A 16,357-nucleotide genomic window follows, 5' to 3' on the forward strand; every position below is an offset into this window, starting at 1 on the left:
ATAGGGGGGTAAAAATGAGAAGGTGTCCGTCTCTCATCTTCTCACGCATACATCCATCTTTGCCATTTTCGATACATTCGACCGTTCCAGTAAAAGAAGTGAGATGTCATGCCGCCAGAACGCAACAATTGTTTCGCTAGCTTACGAATGGTTTCTTGCTCATGCACTTTTTCATCTGATAAATATAATCCGAGCAAGCCACGATGGATAAAGCGATGAAATTCACGATGTGGCAATTGTGCAATATGGCGATCTGCTTCTTCAATGAAATGACGTAAACGAGCAAATAGCGTCTCCTCATTCGGATAATAAAAGCAAAAATTTAAATCTCCACCTTGTCGGTCTTCCTCTTGATCAATGAAGTAATCAAGCAAAATGTGTAGCCCTTGTACATATGGAAAATAGCTGTTGCGCACACGTTGTGCAAGAAGCTGATCGAACGCATCGTTGCAGGCGTAAGCAACTAAACAAAAGATACCGAGCGTTGAACCAGAACAAGCGGAAAATTCGTACCACTCCATTTTCGGCAACGATGCTTCATGTTTAGCGAACCATTGCTTCAAGCGCGGAATGCGCTCTTCTTTTTTTACATGTTTATGTACTTGTAAGTCACAATAATATGATGCAAGTTCATGTAAAAATGGAGCGATCACTTCATAATGTTGAACTCCTTCCAACATTTCTTGACACGTATCGACAAGGGCATGCAAATAGCCACCGTCATCTTGTTCCGCACGATAGCGATAATATGCCTCTTTTTTTGCCCCGATAGTTAACGCATGGATCATTGAATCGTGCAATGCACGAAAGTCAGTCGGATCAAGCGATGTGCTGCGATCACATAAATTATCGAGGTAATCGCTAATCGTTTGATAAGCAACGATAAAACGAATGCATCGCTCCATTTCTTTTCCTGCAAGCAAAGATAAAATCGCGCCTCCCTCGCAATGAAACGTTTTTGTTGCGATGCTCGCTAACGCTTGTTTGCGCAATTCTTCATCCGGAATACCTTCTGCTCTTTTTTTCCAAACAGCTAGTTCGCGGTGAACAAGCGGAAAAACGCGACGATACACAGCTCGCATGAGACTAAACGGATTTGTTGGAACGCTCAATAAGCTCACCTCTTTGCAGTTGCAACGTCAAAAACGTATGGGCATATAAAAATACTTGTTCACGTTCAAGTTCGTTAAAAATCTCGTGATATAGTTTTGGCCATTCTTTATACACTTTTTCACTTACCGTCAACTGATCAAACCATGATTTCACTGCGCTTTTATCGACAATTTTATCATCTCCCGCCTGCATAACAAGCATCGGAATGTCTGGTAAATCTGCAATTTTCTCATGAGCAATACGAATGGCTTTGACTAACTCGCGATACCAACGAACAGACACTTTTGTCACATATAATGAATCATTTTTATCCATCTCGCGCACTTCTTCGTTTCGGGTAGCCATCTCTACCGTTAGCCCCGACGGAAATCGCTTTTTCGGATGAATGACATTTAAAATGCGTGAGGCGATTTCAAGTGCTTTGGACGGATAGTGAACGAGCCCTAAACATGGAGAAGATAAAATGACACCACGCACAGGAAGACGCTTTTCTTGCAATGTACGAATGACAACAAGCCCGCCCATGCTGTGACCGAGTAAAAAAATCGGTTGTTCATACACGCTTGCTTCATGCACCCAGCTTGCGACTGCTTCAATATATTCGTCAAAGGAATCAATATGTCCTCTTCGACTGCGTGATGTCGTTCCTTGCCCCGGTAAATCTCCTGCAACAACATGAAAACCGCGCATGCGAAACATTTCAATAAGCCATTTGTACCGACCATGGTGTTCAGCTGCACCGTGAACGATCACGATCGTTCCTTTCGCGTTTTCTCCTTCCCATTTCCACATATACTTCCCCCCTCTATATTTACGAATAGCCGAAAAATTTGTACACTAAATATAACAAATCGAAACGAAAGGGACGAGTGAAATGATTTATCCTTATAAAGAACATACACCAAACATCGCACCTTCCGCTTTCATTGCAGATTACGTTACCATTACAGGCGATGTAACAATCGGAGAGGAAACGAGCGTTTGGTTTAACACGGTCATTCGTGGAGATGTTGCACCAACGATCATCGGCAACCGTGTAAATATTCAAGACAACTCTGTCCTTCATCAAAGTCCAAACAATCCACTTATCATTGAAGATGATGTCACCGTTGGCCATCAAGTCATTTTACATAGTGCCATCATTAGAAAAGGAGCGCTCATCGGTATGGGTTCCATTGTTTTAGACGGCGCTGAAATTGGTGAAGGGGCTTTTATCGGCGCTGGCAGTCTTGTGCCACAAGGGAAAAAAATCCCGCCACGCACACTTGCATTCGGTCGCCCTACGAAAGTGATTCGTGAATTAACTGAAGAAGATGAGCGTGAAATGGCACGCATTCGCCGTGAGTATGTCGAAAAAGGACAATATTATAAATCACTTCAAGTAAACAAACCACGCGACAAATAAGCGTGGTATTTTTACATTGTTTTATTATTTACTTAACATATGTATTTTATCATAAAAGCAGGGGGATTTGCTTATGTTACGAAAATGGTACGAATGGGAATGCAAGTTGTTTTACAGCATTAATCGCTATTTTGACCGGAAATGGCTAAACGCCTATTTTCGTTCGATTACACACGTTGGTGGCGCAACATTTTCAATTACAGCGGTTATGCTAACCATTTGGTTATTGCGTGATGAATGGCGCGATACTGCTATTGCAAGTGCGATCGCCTTAGCACTTAGCCATATTCCTGTCGCAATGATGAAAAAAATGTATCCTCGCAAACGACCTTATATTTCGCTGCATAAAACGAAAGTAACAAAAAACCCGTTAACTGACCATTCATTTCCATCAGGACATACGACTGCAACATTTTCTGTCATCGTCCCATTTTTACTATACGCCCCGGCATTAACAATCTGGCTCTTGCCGATCGCATGTAGCGTGGCTATTTCGCGCATTTATTTAGGGCTTCATTATCCGTCTGATGTGCTTGCTGGTTGTATGCTCGGTACATTAGTTGGCATCGCTTCATTTTCTGTTCTTACTTAAAAAATAGGAAAGGAGAGCTACATCTTGTAACTCTCCCTTTTTTCCTTACTTCGCCAACTGTAACGCTTGTTGTTTTAACGCTTCCGCTTTATCAGTACGCTCCCAAGGAAGATCAATATCTGTGCGACCAAAGTGACCGTAAGCAGCTGTTTGTTTGTAAATTGGGCGGCGAAGGTCAAGCATTTTAATAATGCCTGCTGGGCGAAGATCGAAGTTGTTGCGCACCACTTCAATTAATACATCCTCAGATACTTTGCCTGTGCCGAACGTATCAATTGAGATCGATACAGGTTGTGCTACACCGATTGCATATGCTAATTGCACTTCACATTTATCCGCAAGACCTGCTGCGACAATGTTTTTCGCTACGTAACGAGCCGCATATGCTGCTGAGCGGTCTACTTTCGTTGGGTCTTTTCCTGAGAACGCCCCACCGCCGTGACGAGCATAACCACCGTACGTGTCAACGATGATTTTGCGTCCTGTTAACCCTGCGTCACCTTGTGGGCCACCGATGACGAAACGACCTGTTGGGTTAATGAAATATTTTGTGTTCTCATCAATCAACTCCGCTGGAACAACAGGTTGAATGACATGCTCCTTAATGTTGCGTACAATTTGGTCTTGTGTGATTTCTGGATGATGTTGTGTTGAAACAACGATCGTATCAATGCGTACAGGTTTGCCGTTTTCATCATACTCAACTGTCACTTGCGTTTTTCCGTCCGGACGTAAATAAGGTAAGATATCTTCTTTACGCACTTCAGCTAAACGACGTGCGAGTTTATGAGCAAGGGAAATTGGAAGCGGCATAAGCTCTTTCGTTTCGTTGCACGCGAAACCAAACATTAATCCTTGGTCTCCTGCACCGATCGCTTCGATTTCTTCATCTGTCATTTGTCCTTCACGAGCTTCCAACGCTTTGTCAACACCCATCGCGATATCTGGGGATTGTTCATCAATTGATGTTAATACTGCGCACGTATCTGCGTCGAAACCGTATTTTGCACGCGTATAGCCAATTTCGCGAATCGTTTCACGGACAATTTTCGGAATATCTACATATGTAGATGTCGTAATTTCTCCGCTTACTAAAACAAGTCCTGTTGTTACGCTCGTTTCGCACGCAACACGGGCATTTGGATCATTCGCTAAAATCGCATCTAAAATCGCATCGGAAATTTGGTCACAAATTTTATCCGGATGCCCTTCCGTTACAGATTCAGATGTAAACAGACGACGTTTAGGCATTCAAACATTCCTCCTCAATATAATGACAAGTGATACGGTACTCATCCCTCTTATTATGGTCTATCGTGAAAAAAACCTTTCCCTCAGAGGAAAGGTTTTTGCATTTGTCTGCGCCTTTCACTCTTATCGTTCAAGGGCGTTCCCTTGCCACAGGTTAGCACCTTTTCACATGCGTGACGGTTGCTGGGTTTCATCGGGCCTGTCTCCCTCCACCAACTCGGGATAAGAGTATCCGTTCATCTCAGCATCATATCACATGTATCGTAAGCGAGTCAACGTTTTTTCTACTGTAATGATTTTGAAAATAAATTCAAGAAAAATACACGAATTAGTATGGACTATTTATTAAAATGTGTTATACTTTTTACATAAAGATAAATCAAACAAAGGTAGGTTTTGTCCAATGAATTCCATTGAACTGACAAACAAATTATCAACACTCTTACAAAGGGATGGGGTTTTTCATAACTTATCTGTACCACGACTAGTAGAGAAAGTATTAACTCGCAAAGAAGGCATCCTTACTTTATCAGGGGCGATTTGTGCAACAACAGGAAAATATACAGGTCGCTCCCCGAAAGATAAATATATTGTCGAAGAGCCGTCCGTGAAACATAAAATTGATTGGGGAACTGTCAATCAACCAATTTCCGAAGAAGTATTTGATAAACTTTACAACAAAGTAATTGATTATTTAATGACAAAAGAAGAATTGTTTGTATTTCATGGCTTTGCAGGCGCGGATCCAGCTTATCGTTTGCCGATTCAAGTTGTCAACGAATTTGCTTGGCATAACTTATTTGCCCATCAATTGTTCATTCGTCCAACAGCGGAAGAATTACAGGCGCATGAGCCACAATTTACAGTCATTTCCGCTCCAACGTTTAAAGCCGATCCAGCCGTTGACGGCACGCGTTCAGAAACGTTTATTATCATCTCGTTTGAACGTCGCACTGTGCTAATTGGTGGAACAGAATATGCAGGGGAAATGAAAAAATCGATTTTCTCTGTCATGAACTTTTTATTGCCAGAGCAAGGAATCTTCCCGATGCACTGCTCAGCAAACGTAGGTCAAGAAGGCGATGTCGCGCTCTTTTTTGGTTTATCAGGCACAGGGAAAACAACGCTTTCTGCTGATCCAAACCGTCGGTTAATTGGCGATGACGAGCACGGTTGGTCAAACAACGGTGTCTTTAATATTGAAGGCGGATGTTATGCGAAGTGCATTAACTTATCACGTGAAAAAGAGCCACAAATTTTTGATGCGATTCGCTTCGGTTCCGTATTAGAAAACGTCATGATTGACCCGGACACACGCATACCAAACTATGACGATGCGACGTTAACTGAAAATACACGCGCAGCATATCCGCTTGAAGCGATGGATAATATCGTTCAGCCAAGCGTTGCTGGCCATCCACATACGATCGTCTTTTTAACAGCAGATGCATTTGGTGTATTGCCACCAATTAGTAAATTAACAAAAGAACAAGCGATGTATCATTTTTTAAGCGGCTATACGAGCAAATTAGCGGGTACAGAGCGCGGGGTCACAGCTCCTGAAGCAACGTTCTCCACATGCTTCGGTTCACCGTTTTTACCACTTCCTGCAACGCGCTATGCAGACATGCTCGGTCAAAAAATTGACGCTCACGACGTTCAAGTATTTTTAGTGAACACTGGTTGGACGGGGGGCGGATACGGTGTTGGTGAACGAATGAAGCTATCGTATACACGTGCGATGGTGAAAGCGGCGTTAGAAGGAGAATTAAACAACGTAGAAACCGTTCAAGACCCGATTTTCGGTCTGCATATTCCGCTTCACGTCCCAGGTGTACCGGACGAAGTATTGCTGCCAAAAAGCACATGGGCAGATCAAGAAGCATATGACCAAAAAGCAAAAGAACTTGCGGCGAAGTTTCGTGAAAACTTCAAGAAATTCAAAAACGTTGATCCACGCATCGAAAAACTCGGTGGGCCAATCGCATAAACAACAAAAGCTGCCTGTTTCGGCGGCTTTTTTCTTTTTTTATTGTTTCGTACAAACCATTTTCGCTATGAAACATATAGTAGTATATAGAAACGAACAAAAGGAGGCTAAAAAATGAATGAACTATTTGCTCTCCCCCAATTAAAAGATATACGCCATCTTTTACCTACTCGTTCTGGACAGCCATACAAAAAAACAACACTTGAACAAAAAACGCACATCATTATTCATCATAGCTTGACGAAAACAGGCTCCGCATTTGCGTTTGCCAATTATCATGTAAGCAAAGGATGGCCCGGGATCGGATACCATTTTGTCATTGAACAAGACGGAACGATTCATTTTTGCAACGACTTAGAAGCGATTAGCTACCATGTCGGCAACCATAACACTTATTGCATCGGCATTTGTTTAACAGGCGATTTTCGCACACAACAACCGACGGATGAACAAAAACAATCATTGAGAACGTTATACAAAACGCTTGTAAACATTTTGCCAAACTATAAAGATGTAAAAGGACATAACGAGCTTAAAGGATATGAATGGAAACAATGTCCTTGTTTTAACTATGCGCAAGTATTAACAGAAAAAGAAAACATCGAAATGAAAGAAGAAGTCAAACTGTATACCGTCGAACGAGGAGATACGCTATGGTCAATTAGTCAAAAAACAGGAGTAAGTGTCAAAACGTTATTACGCCTAAACCCACATATTGATCCAAGAGCATTACAGCCCGGTCAACAAATAATCATTGAAAAACTAATAAAAAAAGAAGAAGTGAAGCCCCCATCACAACCATCTAATCGAACACCGAAGCAACAAAATCCAATTGAACAACTGATCAATAAACTTCCGAATAAAGTATTGCAATATGGTGATCGTGGCGAAGACGTTCGCATCTTACAACAAGCGCTAAATACGATCGATTTTAAATGTGGGGCAGAAGATGGGATATTTGGTCAAAAAACGTTAGATGCCGTGAAGCGAGTCAATCTTATGTTTTTAGGCGGAAATAAAAAAGGTGTTTATGACGAAAAAACGAAAAATTATATAATAAGTAAACTAAAAGAAAAAATGAAATAGCTTTCAATCATACATCTCCCCTATAATAAAACATAAGGGGGGATATTTGTTATGCATATGTCAGATGCTCTCATTTCACCTGCGGTAGGACTGGCGATGTGGGGGGTTACGGCAAGTGTGGCAAGCTACTCATTAAAAAAATTAAACATCGAAACAGATGAAAAAAAGCTACCACTTATGGGGGTGCTTGGAGCATTTGTATTTGCCGCGCAAATGATAAACTTTGCGATTCCTGGTACAGGATCAAGCGGACATTTAGGTGGTGGACTGTTACTTGCTGCTTTGTTAGGTCCGCACGCAGCATTTTTAACGTTAACCGTCGTTTTATTTATTCAAGCGCTCTTTTTTGCAGATGGTGGACTGTTAGCGTTCGGATGCAATGTGTTTAATCTTGGCTTTTACACATGTTTTATCGCCTATCCGTTGTATAAGCGACTTATTCGCCGAACAAACATATGGTTTGCCTCCATCATCGCTGCCGTCGTCGGATTGCAACTCGGAGCATTTAGCGTTGTCGTTCAAACGTTGTTGTCTGGAAAAGTCGAACTTCCATTTACTACTTTTACATTATTCATGCAGCCGATCCATTTAGCTATCGGCATTGTTGAAGGAATGGCCACAGCTGCTGTCATTTCATTTGTGATAAAAGCAAAGCCGGAGCTTTTGACAACAACAGATACACCGATGAATCGCCTTATTGGTACACTCGGTTTACTCGCTTTAACAATCGGGGGCATTTTCTCATCGATCGCTTCATCCAAACCAGATGGGCTAGAATGGTCCATTTTTCACACCGCAGGGACGGATGAACTGCATGTAACAACAACACTTCATACAATGCTTGAGCGTCTTCAACAATCGCTCTCCTTGCTACCTGATTACAACTTAAAAAGCGGCAATGTATCGATCGGTTGGCTCGATCTTGGGACAAGCATTTCTGGCATCTTTGGTACATTCATCGTAGCCATAGCAATCATGGCGCCGTATATCATTAAAAAGTGGAGAAAAGAAGCGTGATCGATGCACATACATCAAGCACTCAAACGCAACGACATGATGTCCATCCGCTAAGCATGCTTATTATAACGTTTACATACATCTTCGTCGTTGCCTCGTTTCATTCATATGCTTTTATTGAAATGATGCCGTTATCGCTTTACCCGATCACTATGATCGTTTTTTATCGTCTTTCTGTTCGTCATATAAAAAATGTACTGCTCGCCTCGTTGCCATTTATCATAGTCATAGGCGGTTCGCAGTTGTTTTTTATCAATGAACGCATATCTTTCTTACATTGGCACATCGAAGCCGGTTGGCTCGCATTGGCCACTTTGGTTGTTAAAAATACACTTGCCATTCTTGCAGCAACCGTTTTACTTTTAACAACACCGATCGAACAACTCGCAGGAGCGCTTCTTTCGTTGCGCATCCCGCGCTTTCTCGTTGTTCAATTACTTTTGACATATCGATACATTTTTTTATTTTTAGAGGAAGCAAAACGACTTCGTCAGGCGTACATGTTGCGGGCCCCACACCACCGCGCCATCCAGTTATCTGTTTGGGGATCACTCGTTGGGCACTTGTTGTTGCGAACATTTGAACGTGCCGAACGCGTGTATGAAGCGATGACCTTGCGTCGCTTTTCTATTCAACGTATGCATATAAAAATAAAACGATGGACAATGAAAGAGATGATATACACATATGTAACGGTTATGTTGTTCATCGTTTATCGGTTGGTGGTCATATGATACATGTTTCAAATATTTACTACTCATACTCAGACGGTCATGAAGCGATTCGCAATATTTCCTTCTCAGTTCAAGATGGAGAATGTATCGGCATCATTGGAGCAAACGGTGCAGGAAAATCAACGTTATTAAAACTGCTCGTCGGATTATATACACCCCAAAGTGGATGCATTGTCATTGACAATATGCGCATGTCAAAACAAACGTTACGACATATTCGTCGGATTGTTGGCTTTACATTTCAACAAGCAGACGATCAATTATTTATGCCGACCGTCTACGACGATGTTGCATTTGCGCTTCGCAATGACGACATGAATGAAAATGAAGTGAAACAACAGGTGACAAATGCTTTAAAAACTGTCGGTGCTGTACATTTAGCAGATCGACCACCTTATCGTCTATCAGAGGGGGAAAAGCGGCTTGTCACTTTAGCTACTGTGCTTGCAATGGAACCGAAAATATTGCTGATGGACGAGCCAACGGCCGCGTTAGATCCGAAAGCGCGGCGAACGCTCATTCATCTCGTGCAATCGTTGCCACATACAAAAATTGTAACAACACATGATCTCGACTTCGTATTTGAATGTTGCGAGCGAACGATCGTACTTGCAAACGGAACGATCGTATATGACGGGCCAACGGAAGACGTATTAACGAATGAACCGTTTTTACGCGAGCATCATTTGGAGCTTCCTCTTATGCTACAAGGGAGAAAATAAGGCGTGGGTGATTGCTCACGTCTTATTTTTATTCTAAAAACAAAAAAGCGCCGATATACGACGCCTATTTTTATTTTTGTTTTACCATTTTTTGTTTGACTATACCATGTTCTTTCGTCTTATACGAAAGACTATCTATATTTAATCCGTTTCCAAGTGTTCCGTACACGTATCCTTCGCGTGGTTCAATGAGTTCTGTTTGTTCATGATAAAGGCGTGGCGTTTTCCATAGCGCAATTAATGCTTTTGTCATCGGCATTTCATGATAACGATCCGGCCATAGTTGTTTAATGTATTGTTTCACTATCGGGTAGTATTTTGAACTCATTGCTGGGAATAAATGATGTTCTGTATGGTGTGAAAAGTTAAAATGTAATACATCGACCCACTTTGGAACAATGACTGTTAAGCTATTAGCTAGTGGATCGTTAACTGGAACGAGTGGATTTAAGCGATGGTTCGTCGAAATGTATCCCATAACGATCGCATTTCCAATAAGCAGTGGAAGAACGAACGCAAAGAGCCATTTTTCTACTCCGATTATAAACAATAGCCCAATCCATATCGACCAAGGCAATACAAACTGCCAAAATACGGCGCGACGACTGCCCCGTTCAAACTCCTTCCAAAAGTGAAGAAGCATATGAAGCGAATGAGCCGTAAACATCCCTGCTAAAGACAAAAATGAGAAAAACGCACGAATCGGAAACGGAATACGGTAAACCCAGCGAAGAAAACGACTTTGGGCTAAACGTTTGATCGTCGGCCACGCATCGGGATCAAGCTGCTCATGTTGTGTATGCACGTGATGCGTTGCGTTATGCCACTTTCTCCATAACTTTGGGCCTGTGCAAAGTGGCAAAAATGCAATGCCCCCTAGCAAATCACGAAGCCACGCCCGTTTGACAACTGTTCCATGCAAAATTTCATGCCCTAAAAACCCTAAGCCTGCAAAACAAAATCCAATAACAATCGAAAGCAATCCGTTCCATAACCAATGTAGATCAAATAAAGAAATCGTGACAATGCTACTAACTAAAACGAGCATGTAAGCAAGACCACCGAAAAGACGAGATGGAACAGGACGGAACGCTTCCTCAGGCAAATACGGAGCAATACGAGCTGCGTACCACCCGAATGAATGAAATTGTTTCATCAATAAAAAACTCCCCTCATACGTAAACACTTCACTTCAAAAAGAAATGAATATTCAAGCATCTCTTTCTAAAGCTTATTGTCATCGTATCATTTGCATTCTTGTCCTGTCAACAAAATTTATTACTAGGTAATATGATTTGTTTATATTATATAGTTACAAATCATGAAATGTAGTTGTGTAATCGTCATAAATATGTTTCAATGAAGGTAAAAATGTGCAATGTGGGGTGATCCTATGGGCATGCCGTTAGAAATACAAACGATGATCGTCACAAACGGAAAAGAAAAACGAATTGAACATAACTTATTTATTTTGCAAAAGGAAGACTATCGTTTATATCCACTTGACGTCCCATTAGAAGTAAGACGAACAAAGCATGGAGAAACAACAGGACAAGCTGTTGTCAAAAAACTTGTTTTTGAAAACGGGATAACGATCATTACATATGAATTGATTTCCTTACATTCGATTAATTAAACCGGCGGGCTATATGCTCGCCGGTTTTCTTTTTAGGTCATTCACACATTTTTATTAGGCGCATACGATAAAGCAAACGAAAGGAAAGAGGGGAAGAACATGCGAAAATGGGGGTTTTTGCTCATTACTTTGATGTTTTTACTTGGAGCCTGCTCTTCAAAAGATGTAAAAACGTTGCGCGTTGCCGAAGTCACTCGATCTATCTTTTACGCACCTCAATACGTCGCAATTGAAAAAGGTTTTTTTGCTGAAGAAGGGCTTCATATTGAGCTAAATACAACATGGGGCGGCGATAAAACAATGACGACGCTTTTATCGAACGGAGCGGATATTGCACTCGTCGGCTCAGAAACGTCCATTTACGTATACAGCCAAGGAGCTGTTGATCCGGTCATCAATTTCGCGCATGCAAAGCAAACTTTTTAACAGGTTAGTAACAACTTGACTCATTCGCTTTTCTCAATGACATGATATCGTAAAAACAACGAAAAAACAAAATGTCGAAAAAAATCATTTGACATGTTTTTTCGTACAAAATCGTGTAAAACCGTTGATGTTGTAGGTTTTTCGTATAAAAATGTAGAAAATTCGTTTTTGATATAATAAAAATGAGGACACCTTCCCATACTTGTAGCATATGGTTTATGTAGGAAGGTGATTCTCGTGAATGATAAAGAAAGTGGGTTAAAAAATGATAAGGGGAGGAAATCCAATATGTTAGGTATGAAGGAGTTGATTCAAAATACCTCGAATATCAGTGATGTGAACAAAAAGAAATCTCCTGTTGAAGAAGCATTAAAGCGATTTCACGACGAAAATGGATATGGATTTTTAGATATGATTAATAACGAAAAAATTCGTAAAAAACATTTGTTTAAGCAGTTACAAAAAAAGGATTACAACGACAATGATTTTTTCGATTTGTTTGAAAACAAACAAGGTGAGTAATTGTTTGACGGAGGGGTTGTATGAGTCATTTAGAATTTCGGCAAGGTGATATCATATGGTTTAATTTCCCGGAAGAAGACCCAAAACCTCAATATACAATTAGAGGTCTTCATCCGGCTCTTTTATTACACGATTATACTTTGCCTAATCAAACCGTTGTTTTAGCTCCATTAACATCTTTATACGATAAAGATGGAAATAAAAAAGAGTTAAAGTCTTACCATTTGCCACTTTACAAGAAAGACTATCCAAGTTTGAGTAACGATTCATATGTAAAATTAGACCAAATTATGACGTTCTCCCGAAATAAAATCGGTAGCTATATATGTTCCTTAAACGAAGTAGATAAAGCGTCTTTACATATTAAGTTAATCGAATCCCTTCAAATGCAGGATACCATCAAAGAAATTGTCTTTAAACAAATTGAAAAAACTGTTCAAGAATTAATCGAAAAATATGTGGAAGATGTCATCACAAAAGAACTATAACGCGACCCGCCTTGATCTACAAGAAGGCGGGTTTTTTAAATATAAAATTTTATTTCAATCGAATCTTCTGCCCAACCCGAATCAAATTCGGGTTGCTAATCCCATTCAATTTCTGCAACGCATCTACTGTTGTATTATGCTTTGTTGCAATTTTTGACAGCGTGTCGCCTTTTTGAACAACATATACACCTCCAGCGCTCATTTTCAACATCACACGCTTTTTGAAGTCTTCGAATGCTTGTCCATTTTTGACCCACGGCGCTGGACAATTTTTTCTCGTGATGTCGTAGTGTCGGACAATGTCTTTCAACGGATCCAACTTGTATCGTTGGCATAACTCCACAAACACATCTTCTGTGCGAGCGATTGTGTCAGGATGGAATGTACCATCTTTCTCCACACACATTTCCACACCGATAGACAACAAGTTCGCGTTCGGCTTCAGTTCTGGAACGCCGCGGTAAGTGCCGTCGTTTGCATGGTATGCCACTTCATCGAGGGGAATGATGTTGATTGCTTCGTTTTTATCCACGAATATGTGGGCAGAAGCGTAACGTTTCGCTTCTATAATCGTCTGATCGTAATACGTAAAGTGATTCGCTGCTGTCGCGCCTGGATTTGCAGTCCAGTGCAATACCAGTTTTTTCACGCCTTTTAATTTTAATCCCGGACGGGAATATTTGTTCAATCGAATAAACTTTTCTGTCCATACGCTCATTATTTATCCTCTCCTTTTTGACTTTCGCTTTTTAATTGAACAAAAACTTTTGACACTTGTCCCGGAATGGATACACCCAAACGACCGAGATTTTCAATAAAACTGATGCCTTCATTACCGATTAAAAACATAATCATCGTATTGCGCATAAAATCACCGCTGCCTGTCACCGCGTCCAGTTGGTTTGCCACGATGACAGCTAAAATCATGGCCATTTTTTTCATTAACCCTCTAAACGCTGTTTTTGATGAAACTTCTTTTGTACCAACAGCGACCATTAGGCCCGAAATGTAGTCCACCGCCATCATGATTCCGAGTGCAATAGCAAGATGATCAACCCCGCCAATTAAATAGGCGATAGCTGATGCGCTACCGCCTGTGATTGTTGTGTATAGTGTGTTTGTATTATGTTTCATTTGTTTTCCTCTCTTTCTTTAAGAATAACAAACACCCTCTCATGCGAAAGTGTGCTTGTTGCGCATAATCGTCCTAATCTTCATTGATCATCCAAAGAGCACTTAGATTTGAGTTTTTCTTCATAAAATTTCTTCCTACATGTAACAATTAACATTAAAACACCAACAACACCAACAACACTAACAACACTAACAACACTAACAACACTAAAGAAAAATAGAGAAGGGAACATGATGGTGCATAAAATAATAATTAAGAATAAAAGCACAGCGAAACGATTCATACAAATTTCAAATACTGCCCATCTATAAAAATTAAATTCTTCTTCCATCCTCTCTTTTTTACAATAATCTCTAGCATATTTATTTGCATCCAGTTCTTTTTTACTCACTGGATATATTATGATATTCAGGTTTTTTTTGAGTTTGTTACGACAAGGGTCTGACCAACAAAATTTGTCTTTTGCTTTTTTATACTGCCATACATGACGCATTTCATGCGCTAACGTCCCAACGTAATTTTTGCTTTTAATTAGAATCAAATCCTCATCCACCGGCCATGGATATATTCCTCTAGTGTTTTTCGATTTTAAATACATATCTTCTAAACATTTCGCGTGAGATGGATTTTTCTTTCTAATACTTTCGATATAATCTCTTGCTCCATCCTCTCCACACACAATCTGTAGATTAGAGTCAATTCCTAACTCCTTTTTTATATTTTCAACATGTTCCTCAAAAGTCATTTAGTTTCCCCTTCCTTTGTTTTTGAATCTAAGTCATAATTATGCAAAAACACACAAATTCCTCTTTATTTCGACAAAAAATTTTTGGGGTTAAATATGGTCGGAAGGGCATCGCATCTTCCTTACTACAAAACCATTTATTTTTAATTTACAATCAAATCCTCCCTTCCTTTCTCAATTAAATAAGCGTCAATCCCTTCTTTTAAATCAGGGCGACGCTGGATGACATAATCATACGTATACACTCCGTCAATGATACGTTGTGCTAAATATGCCACCATTACTGCATACCTCCTAACAGTAAAGCGTCTAATGCTTGTTGCATTAATTCGATTCTTTGCCGCAATTCTTCTTCTGGTGTTAGCGGTCTGTCAATATACTCATAATAAACACTGTTGGTTTGCGGGTTGTAATACATAACAGGTGTTTTTCCTTCCACCTGCTCTGGCTCTGGAATATCCTCTACCAATGCACCGATTTGTCGCAATTCTTCTTCCGTTTTTCCAAGCCCATGCTCTTCATCAAACGGAATACAGTGGATAAATCCCACACGCAACCCTTTTTCATCTTGTGTAAAATCGCCAATAAATTTCATAATATCACCCCACGATTTGATAATATTTGTTTCCGTCTAACTTTCGTACAGCTTTACCTCCTGCTGCAACGTTATGAGCAACATAAACATTTCCTGCACTGTCGACAGCGATGCCGTATCCATTAGAAACATCCGTTTTTGACCAGATTTCATTGCCGTTTATATCTAACTTTCTTACTGCTTTACCTGCCGAAATGCAATGAGCAACATAAACACTCCCCGCGCTATCGACAGCGATGCTGTATCCATAATCAACATCTGTTTTTGACCAGATTTCATTGCCGTTAGCATCTAATTTACGTACCACTTTACCTCCTGCCGCAACGTTATGAGCAACATAAACATTTCCTGCACTATCGACGGCGATGCTGTATCCATTAGAAACATCCGTTTTTGACCAAATCTCGTTCCCATTAGCGTCTAATTTACGTACAGCTTTATATCCTGCCGCAACGTTATGAGCAACATAAACATTTCCTGCGCTGTCGACAGCGATGCCGTATCCATTAGAAACATCCGTTTTTGACCAGATTTCATTGCCGTTTATATCTAACTTTCTTACTGCTTTACCTGCCGAAATGCAATGAGCAACATAAACACTCCCCGCGCTATCGACAGCGATGCTGTATCCATAATCAACATCTGTTTTTGACCAGATTTCATTGCCGTTAGCATCTAATTTACGTACCACTTTACCTCCTGCCGCAACGTTATGAGCAACATAAACATTTCCTGCGCTGTCGACAGCGATGCCGTATCCATTAGAAACATCCGTTTTTGACCAGATTTCATTGCCCATTCCACCTGCATAATCAACTATATTAAAACCTTGTTTTAAAATACTTCCTTTGCGATACTTTCCAGATGGGTAAATGCCAAAATAGTTTCTAATTCCCATGA

General features: G+C 40.5%; 21 protein-coding genes and 1 riboswitch. Of the genes, 11 read left to right on the plus strand and 10 right to left on the minus strand.

The annotated features are described in order from the left end of the window. Nucleotides 1-41 precede the first annotated feature (41 nt). Together tbcS and CS060_RS04100 are read right to left on the minus strand one after the other, a co-directional pair. Nucleotides 42-1,112, minus strand: coding sequence for a tetraprenyl-beta-curcumene synthase (tbcS, locus tag CS060_RS04095; RefSeq protein WP_035048806.1), 1,071 nt, complete (start codon nucleotides 1,110-1,112; stop codon nucleotides 42-44). Continuing rightward, nucleotides 1,087-1,905, minus strand: coding sequence for an alpha/beta hydrolase (locus tag CS060_RS04100; RefSeq protein ID WP_035048809.1), 819 nt, complete (start codon nucleotides 1,903-1,905; stop codon nucleotides 1,087-1,089). The genes tbcS and CS060_RS04100 overlap by 26 nt, the downstream gene beginning before the upstream one ends. 82 nt (nucleotides 1,906-1,987) lie before the next feature. Between CS060_RS04100 and CS060_RS04105 the strand changes: the two genes are divergently transcribed. Then, complete coding sequence (locus CS060_RS04105) at nucleotides 1,988-2,518, plus strand: gamma carbonic anhydrase (protein ID WP_035048810.1); 531 nt, start codon at nucleotides 1,988-1,990, stop codon at nucleotides 2,516-2,518. Between the two features lie 73 nt (nucleotides 2,519-2,591). Then, nucleotides 2,592-3,110: a phosphatase PAP2 family protein gene (locus CS060_RS04110; RefSeq protein ID WP_035048812.1), complete on the plus strand. Its 519-nt coding sequence runs from the start codon at nucleotides 2,592-2,594 to the stop codon at nucleotides 3,108-3,110. Nucleotides 3,111-3,155: 45 nt separating this feature from the next. On the opposite strand, the gene metK is transcribed toward CS060_RS04110, so the two are convergent. Then, nucleotides 3,156-4,361 carry a methionine adenosyltransferase gene (gene metK, locus CS060_RS04115; protein ID WP_004888955.1) on the minus strand — a complete coding sequence of 402 codons (1,206 nt, stop codon included), beginning with the start codon at nucleotides 4,359-4,361 and terminating at the stop codon, nucleotides 3,156-3,158. Nucleotides 4,362-4,481: 120 nt separating this feature from the next. Then, nucleotides 4,482-4,590, minus strand: a riboswitch (SAM riboswitch). A 174-nt stretch (nucleotides 4,591-4,764) separates the two neighbouring features. On the opposite strand from metK, the gene pckA reads away from it, so the two are divergent. The 5 genes from pckA (at nucleotide 4,765) to CS060_RS04140 (ending at nucleotide 9,910) form a co-directional block, all read left to right on the plus strand. Next, on the plus strand, nucleotides 4,765-6,351 hold the full coding sequence (gene pckA, locus CS060_RS04120; RefSeq protein ID WP_035048814.1) for a phosphoenolpyruvate carboxykinase (ATP): 1,587 nt from the start codon (nucleotides 4,765-4,767) through the stop codon (nucleotides 6,349-6,351). Between the two features lie 114 nt (nucleotides 6,352-6,465). Then, nucleotides 6,466-7,437 (plus strand): N-acetylmuramoyl-L-alanine amidase, encoded by a 972-nt coding sequence (locus CS060_RS04125; RefSeq protein WP_035048815.1) that lies wholly within the window; start codon nucleotides 6,466-6,468, stop codon nucleotides 7,435-7,437. A 51-nt stretch (nucleotides 7,438-7,488) separates the two neighbouring features. Then, nucleotides 7,489-8,454, plus strand: a complete 966-nt coding sequence (locus tag CS060_RS04130) for an energy-coupling factor ABC transporter permease (RefSeq protein WP_035048817.1) — start codon at nucleotides 7,489-7,491, stop codon at nucleotides 8,452-8,454. Beyond that, on the plus strand, nucleotides 8,451-9,188 hold the full coding sequence (locus CS060_RS04135; protein ID WP_099668712.1) for an energy-coupling factor transporter transmembrane component T family protein: 738 nt from the start codon (nucleotides 8,451-8,453) through the stop codon (nucleotides 9,186-9,188). Before CS060_RS04130 ends, CS060_RS04135 begins: the two co-directional genes overlap by 4 nt. Next, complete coding sequence (locus CS060_RS04140) at nucleotides 9,185-9,910, plus strand: energy-coupling factor ABC transporter ATP-binding protein (RefSeq protein WP_035048819.1); 726 nt, start codon at nucleotides 9,185-9,187, stop codon at nucleotides 9,908-9,910. Before CS060_RS04135 ends, CS060_RS04140 begins: the two co-directional genes overlap by 4 nt. Before the next feature lie 70 nt (nucleotides 9,911-9,980). On the opposite strand, the gene desB is transcribed toward CS060_RS04140, so the two are convergent. Further along, nucleotides 9,981-11,066: a Delta(10) desaturase DesB gene (gene desB, locus CS060_RS04145; RefSeq protein ID WP_035048821.1), complete on the minus strand. Its 1,086-nt coding sequence runs from the start codon at nucleotides 11,064-11,066 to the stop codon at nucleotides 9,981-9,983. Between the two features lie 237 nt (nucleotides 11,067-11,303). On the opposite strand from desB, the gene CS060_RS04150 reads away from it, so the two are divergent. The 4 genes from CS060_RS04150 (at nucleotide 11,304) to CS060_RS04165 (ending at nucleotide 12,982) form a co-directional block, all read left to right on the plus strand. Beyond that, nucleotides 11,304-11,546: a DUF2584 domain-containing protein gene (locus CS060_RS04150; protein WP_035048823.1), complete on the plus strand. Its 243-nt coding sequence runs from the start codon at nucleotides 11,304-11,306 to the stop codon at nucleotides 11,544-11,546. A gap of 99 nt (nucleotides 11,547-11,645) precedes the next feature. Beyond that, nucleotides 11,646-11,972 carry an ABC transporter substrate-binding protein gene (locus tag CS060_RS04155; protein ID WP_052025585.1) on the plus strand — a complete coding sequence of 109 codons (327 nt, stop codon included), beginning with the start codon at nucleotides 11,646-11,648 and terminating at the stop codon, nucleotides 11,970-11,972. 237 nt (nucleotides 11,973-12,209) lie between these two features. Next, nucleotides 12,210-12,494 (plus strand): hypothetical protein, encoded by a 285-nt coding sequence (locus CS060_RS04160; protein ID WP_035048827.1) that lies wholly within the window; start codon nucleotides 12,210-12,212, stop codon nucleotides 12,492-12,494. Nucleotides 12,495-12,514: 20 nt separating this feature from the next. Continuing rightward, nucleotides 12,515-12,982 carry a type II toxin-antitoxin system PemK/MazF family toxin gene (locus tag CS060_RS04165; protein WP_099668713.1) on the plus strand — a complete coding sequence of 156 codons (468 nt, stop codon included), beginning with the start codon at nucleotides 12,515-12,517 and terminating at the stop codon, nucleotides 12,980-12,982. Nucleotides 12,983-13,031: 49 nt separating this feature from the next. Here the strand turns inward: CS060_RS04165 and CS060_RS04170 are convergent, their stop codons facing one another. The 6 genes from CS060_RS04170 to CS060_RS04190 all read right to left on the minus strand — a co-directional run bounded on the left by CS060_RS04170 (nucleotide 13,032) and on the right by CS060_RS04190 (nucleotide 16,355). Beyond that, entirely contained in the window at nucleotides 13,032-13,700 is a 669-nt protein-coding gene (locus tag CS060_RS04170) for an N-acetylmuramoyl-L-alanine amidase (RefSeq protein WP_035048829.1), read from the minus strand. Beyond that, nucleotides 13,700-14,116, minus strand: a complete 417-nt coding sequence (locus CS060_RS04175; RefSeq protein WP_035048832.1) for a phage holin family protein — start codon at nucleotides 14,114-14,116, stop codon at nucleotides 13,700-13,702. The genes CS060_RS04170 and CS060_RS04175 overlap by 1 nt, the downstream gene beginning before the upstream one ends. An 80-nt stretch (nucleotides 14,117-14,196) precedes the next feature. Continuing rightward, the gene (locus CS060_RS04180) at nucleotides 14,197-14,862 is read right to left on the minus strand and encodes a hypothetical protein (protein WP_099668714.1); all 666 of its coding nucleotides are present in this window, start codon (nucleotides 14,860-14,862) and stop codon (nucleotides 14,197-14,199) included. Nucleotides 14,863-15,005: 143 nt separating this feature from the next. Further along, nucleotides 15,006-15,143, minus strand: coding sequence for a hypothetical protein (locus CS060_RS14070; RefSeq protein WP_180271053.1), 138 nt, complete (start codon nucleotides 15,141-15,143; stop codon nucleotides 15,006-15,008). Next, entirely contained in the window at nucleotides 15,143-15,457 is a 315-nt protein-coding gene (locus tag CS060_RS04185; protein ID WP_052025587.1) for a hypothetical protein, read from the minus strand. The genes CS060_RS14070 and CS060_RS04185 overlap by 1 nt, the downstream gene beginning before the upstream one ends. Nucleotides 15,458-15,461: 4 nt before the next feature. Then, nucleotides 15,462-16,355: an NHL repeat-containing protein gene (locus tag CS060_RS04190; RefSeq protein ID WP_099668715.1), complete on the minus strand. Its 894-nt coding sequence runs from the start codon at nucleotides 16,353-16,355 to the stop codon at nucleotides 15,462-15,464. Nucleotides 16,356-16,357 lie beyond the last annotated feature (2 nt).

The sequence above is a fragment of the Anoxybacillus flavithermus genome (assembly GCF_002742685.1).
Classification (GTDB): domain Bacteria; phylum Bacillota; class Bacilli; order Bacillales; family Anoxybacillaceae; genus Anoxybacillus; species Anoxybacillus flavithermus_E.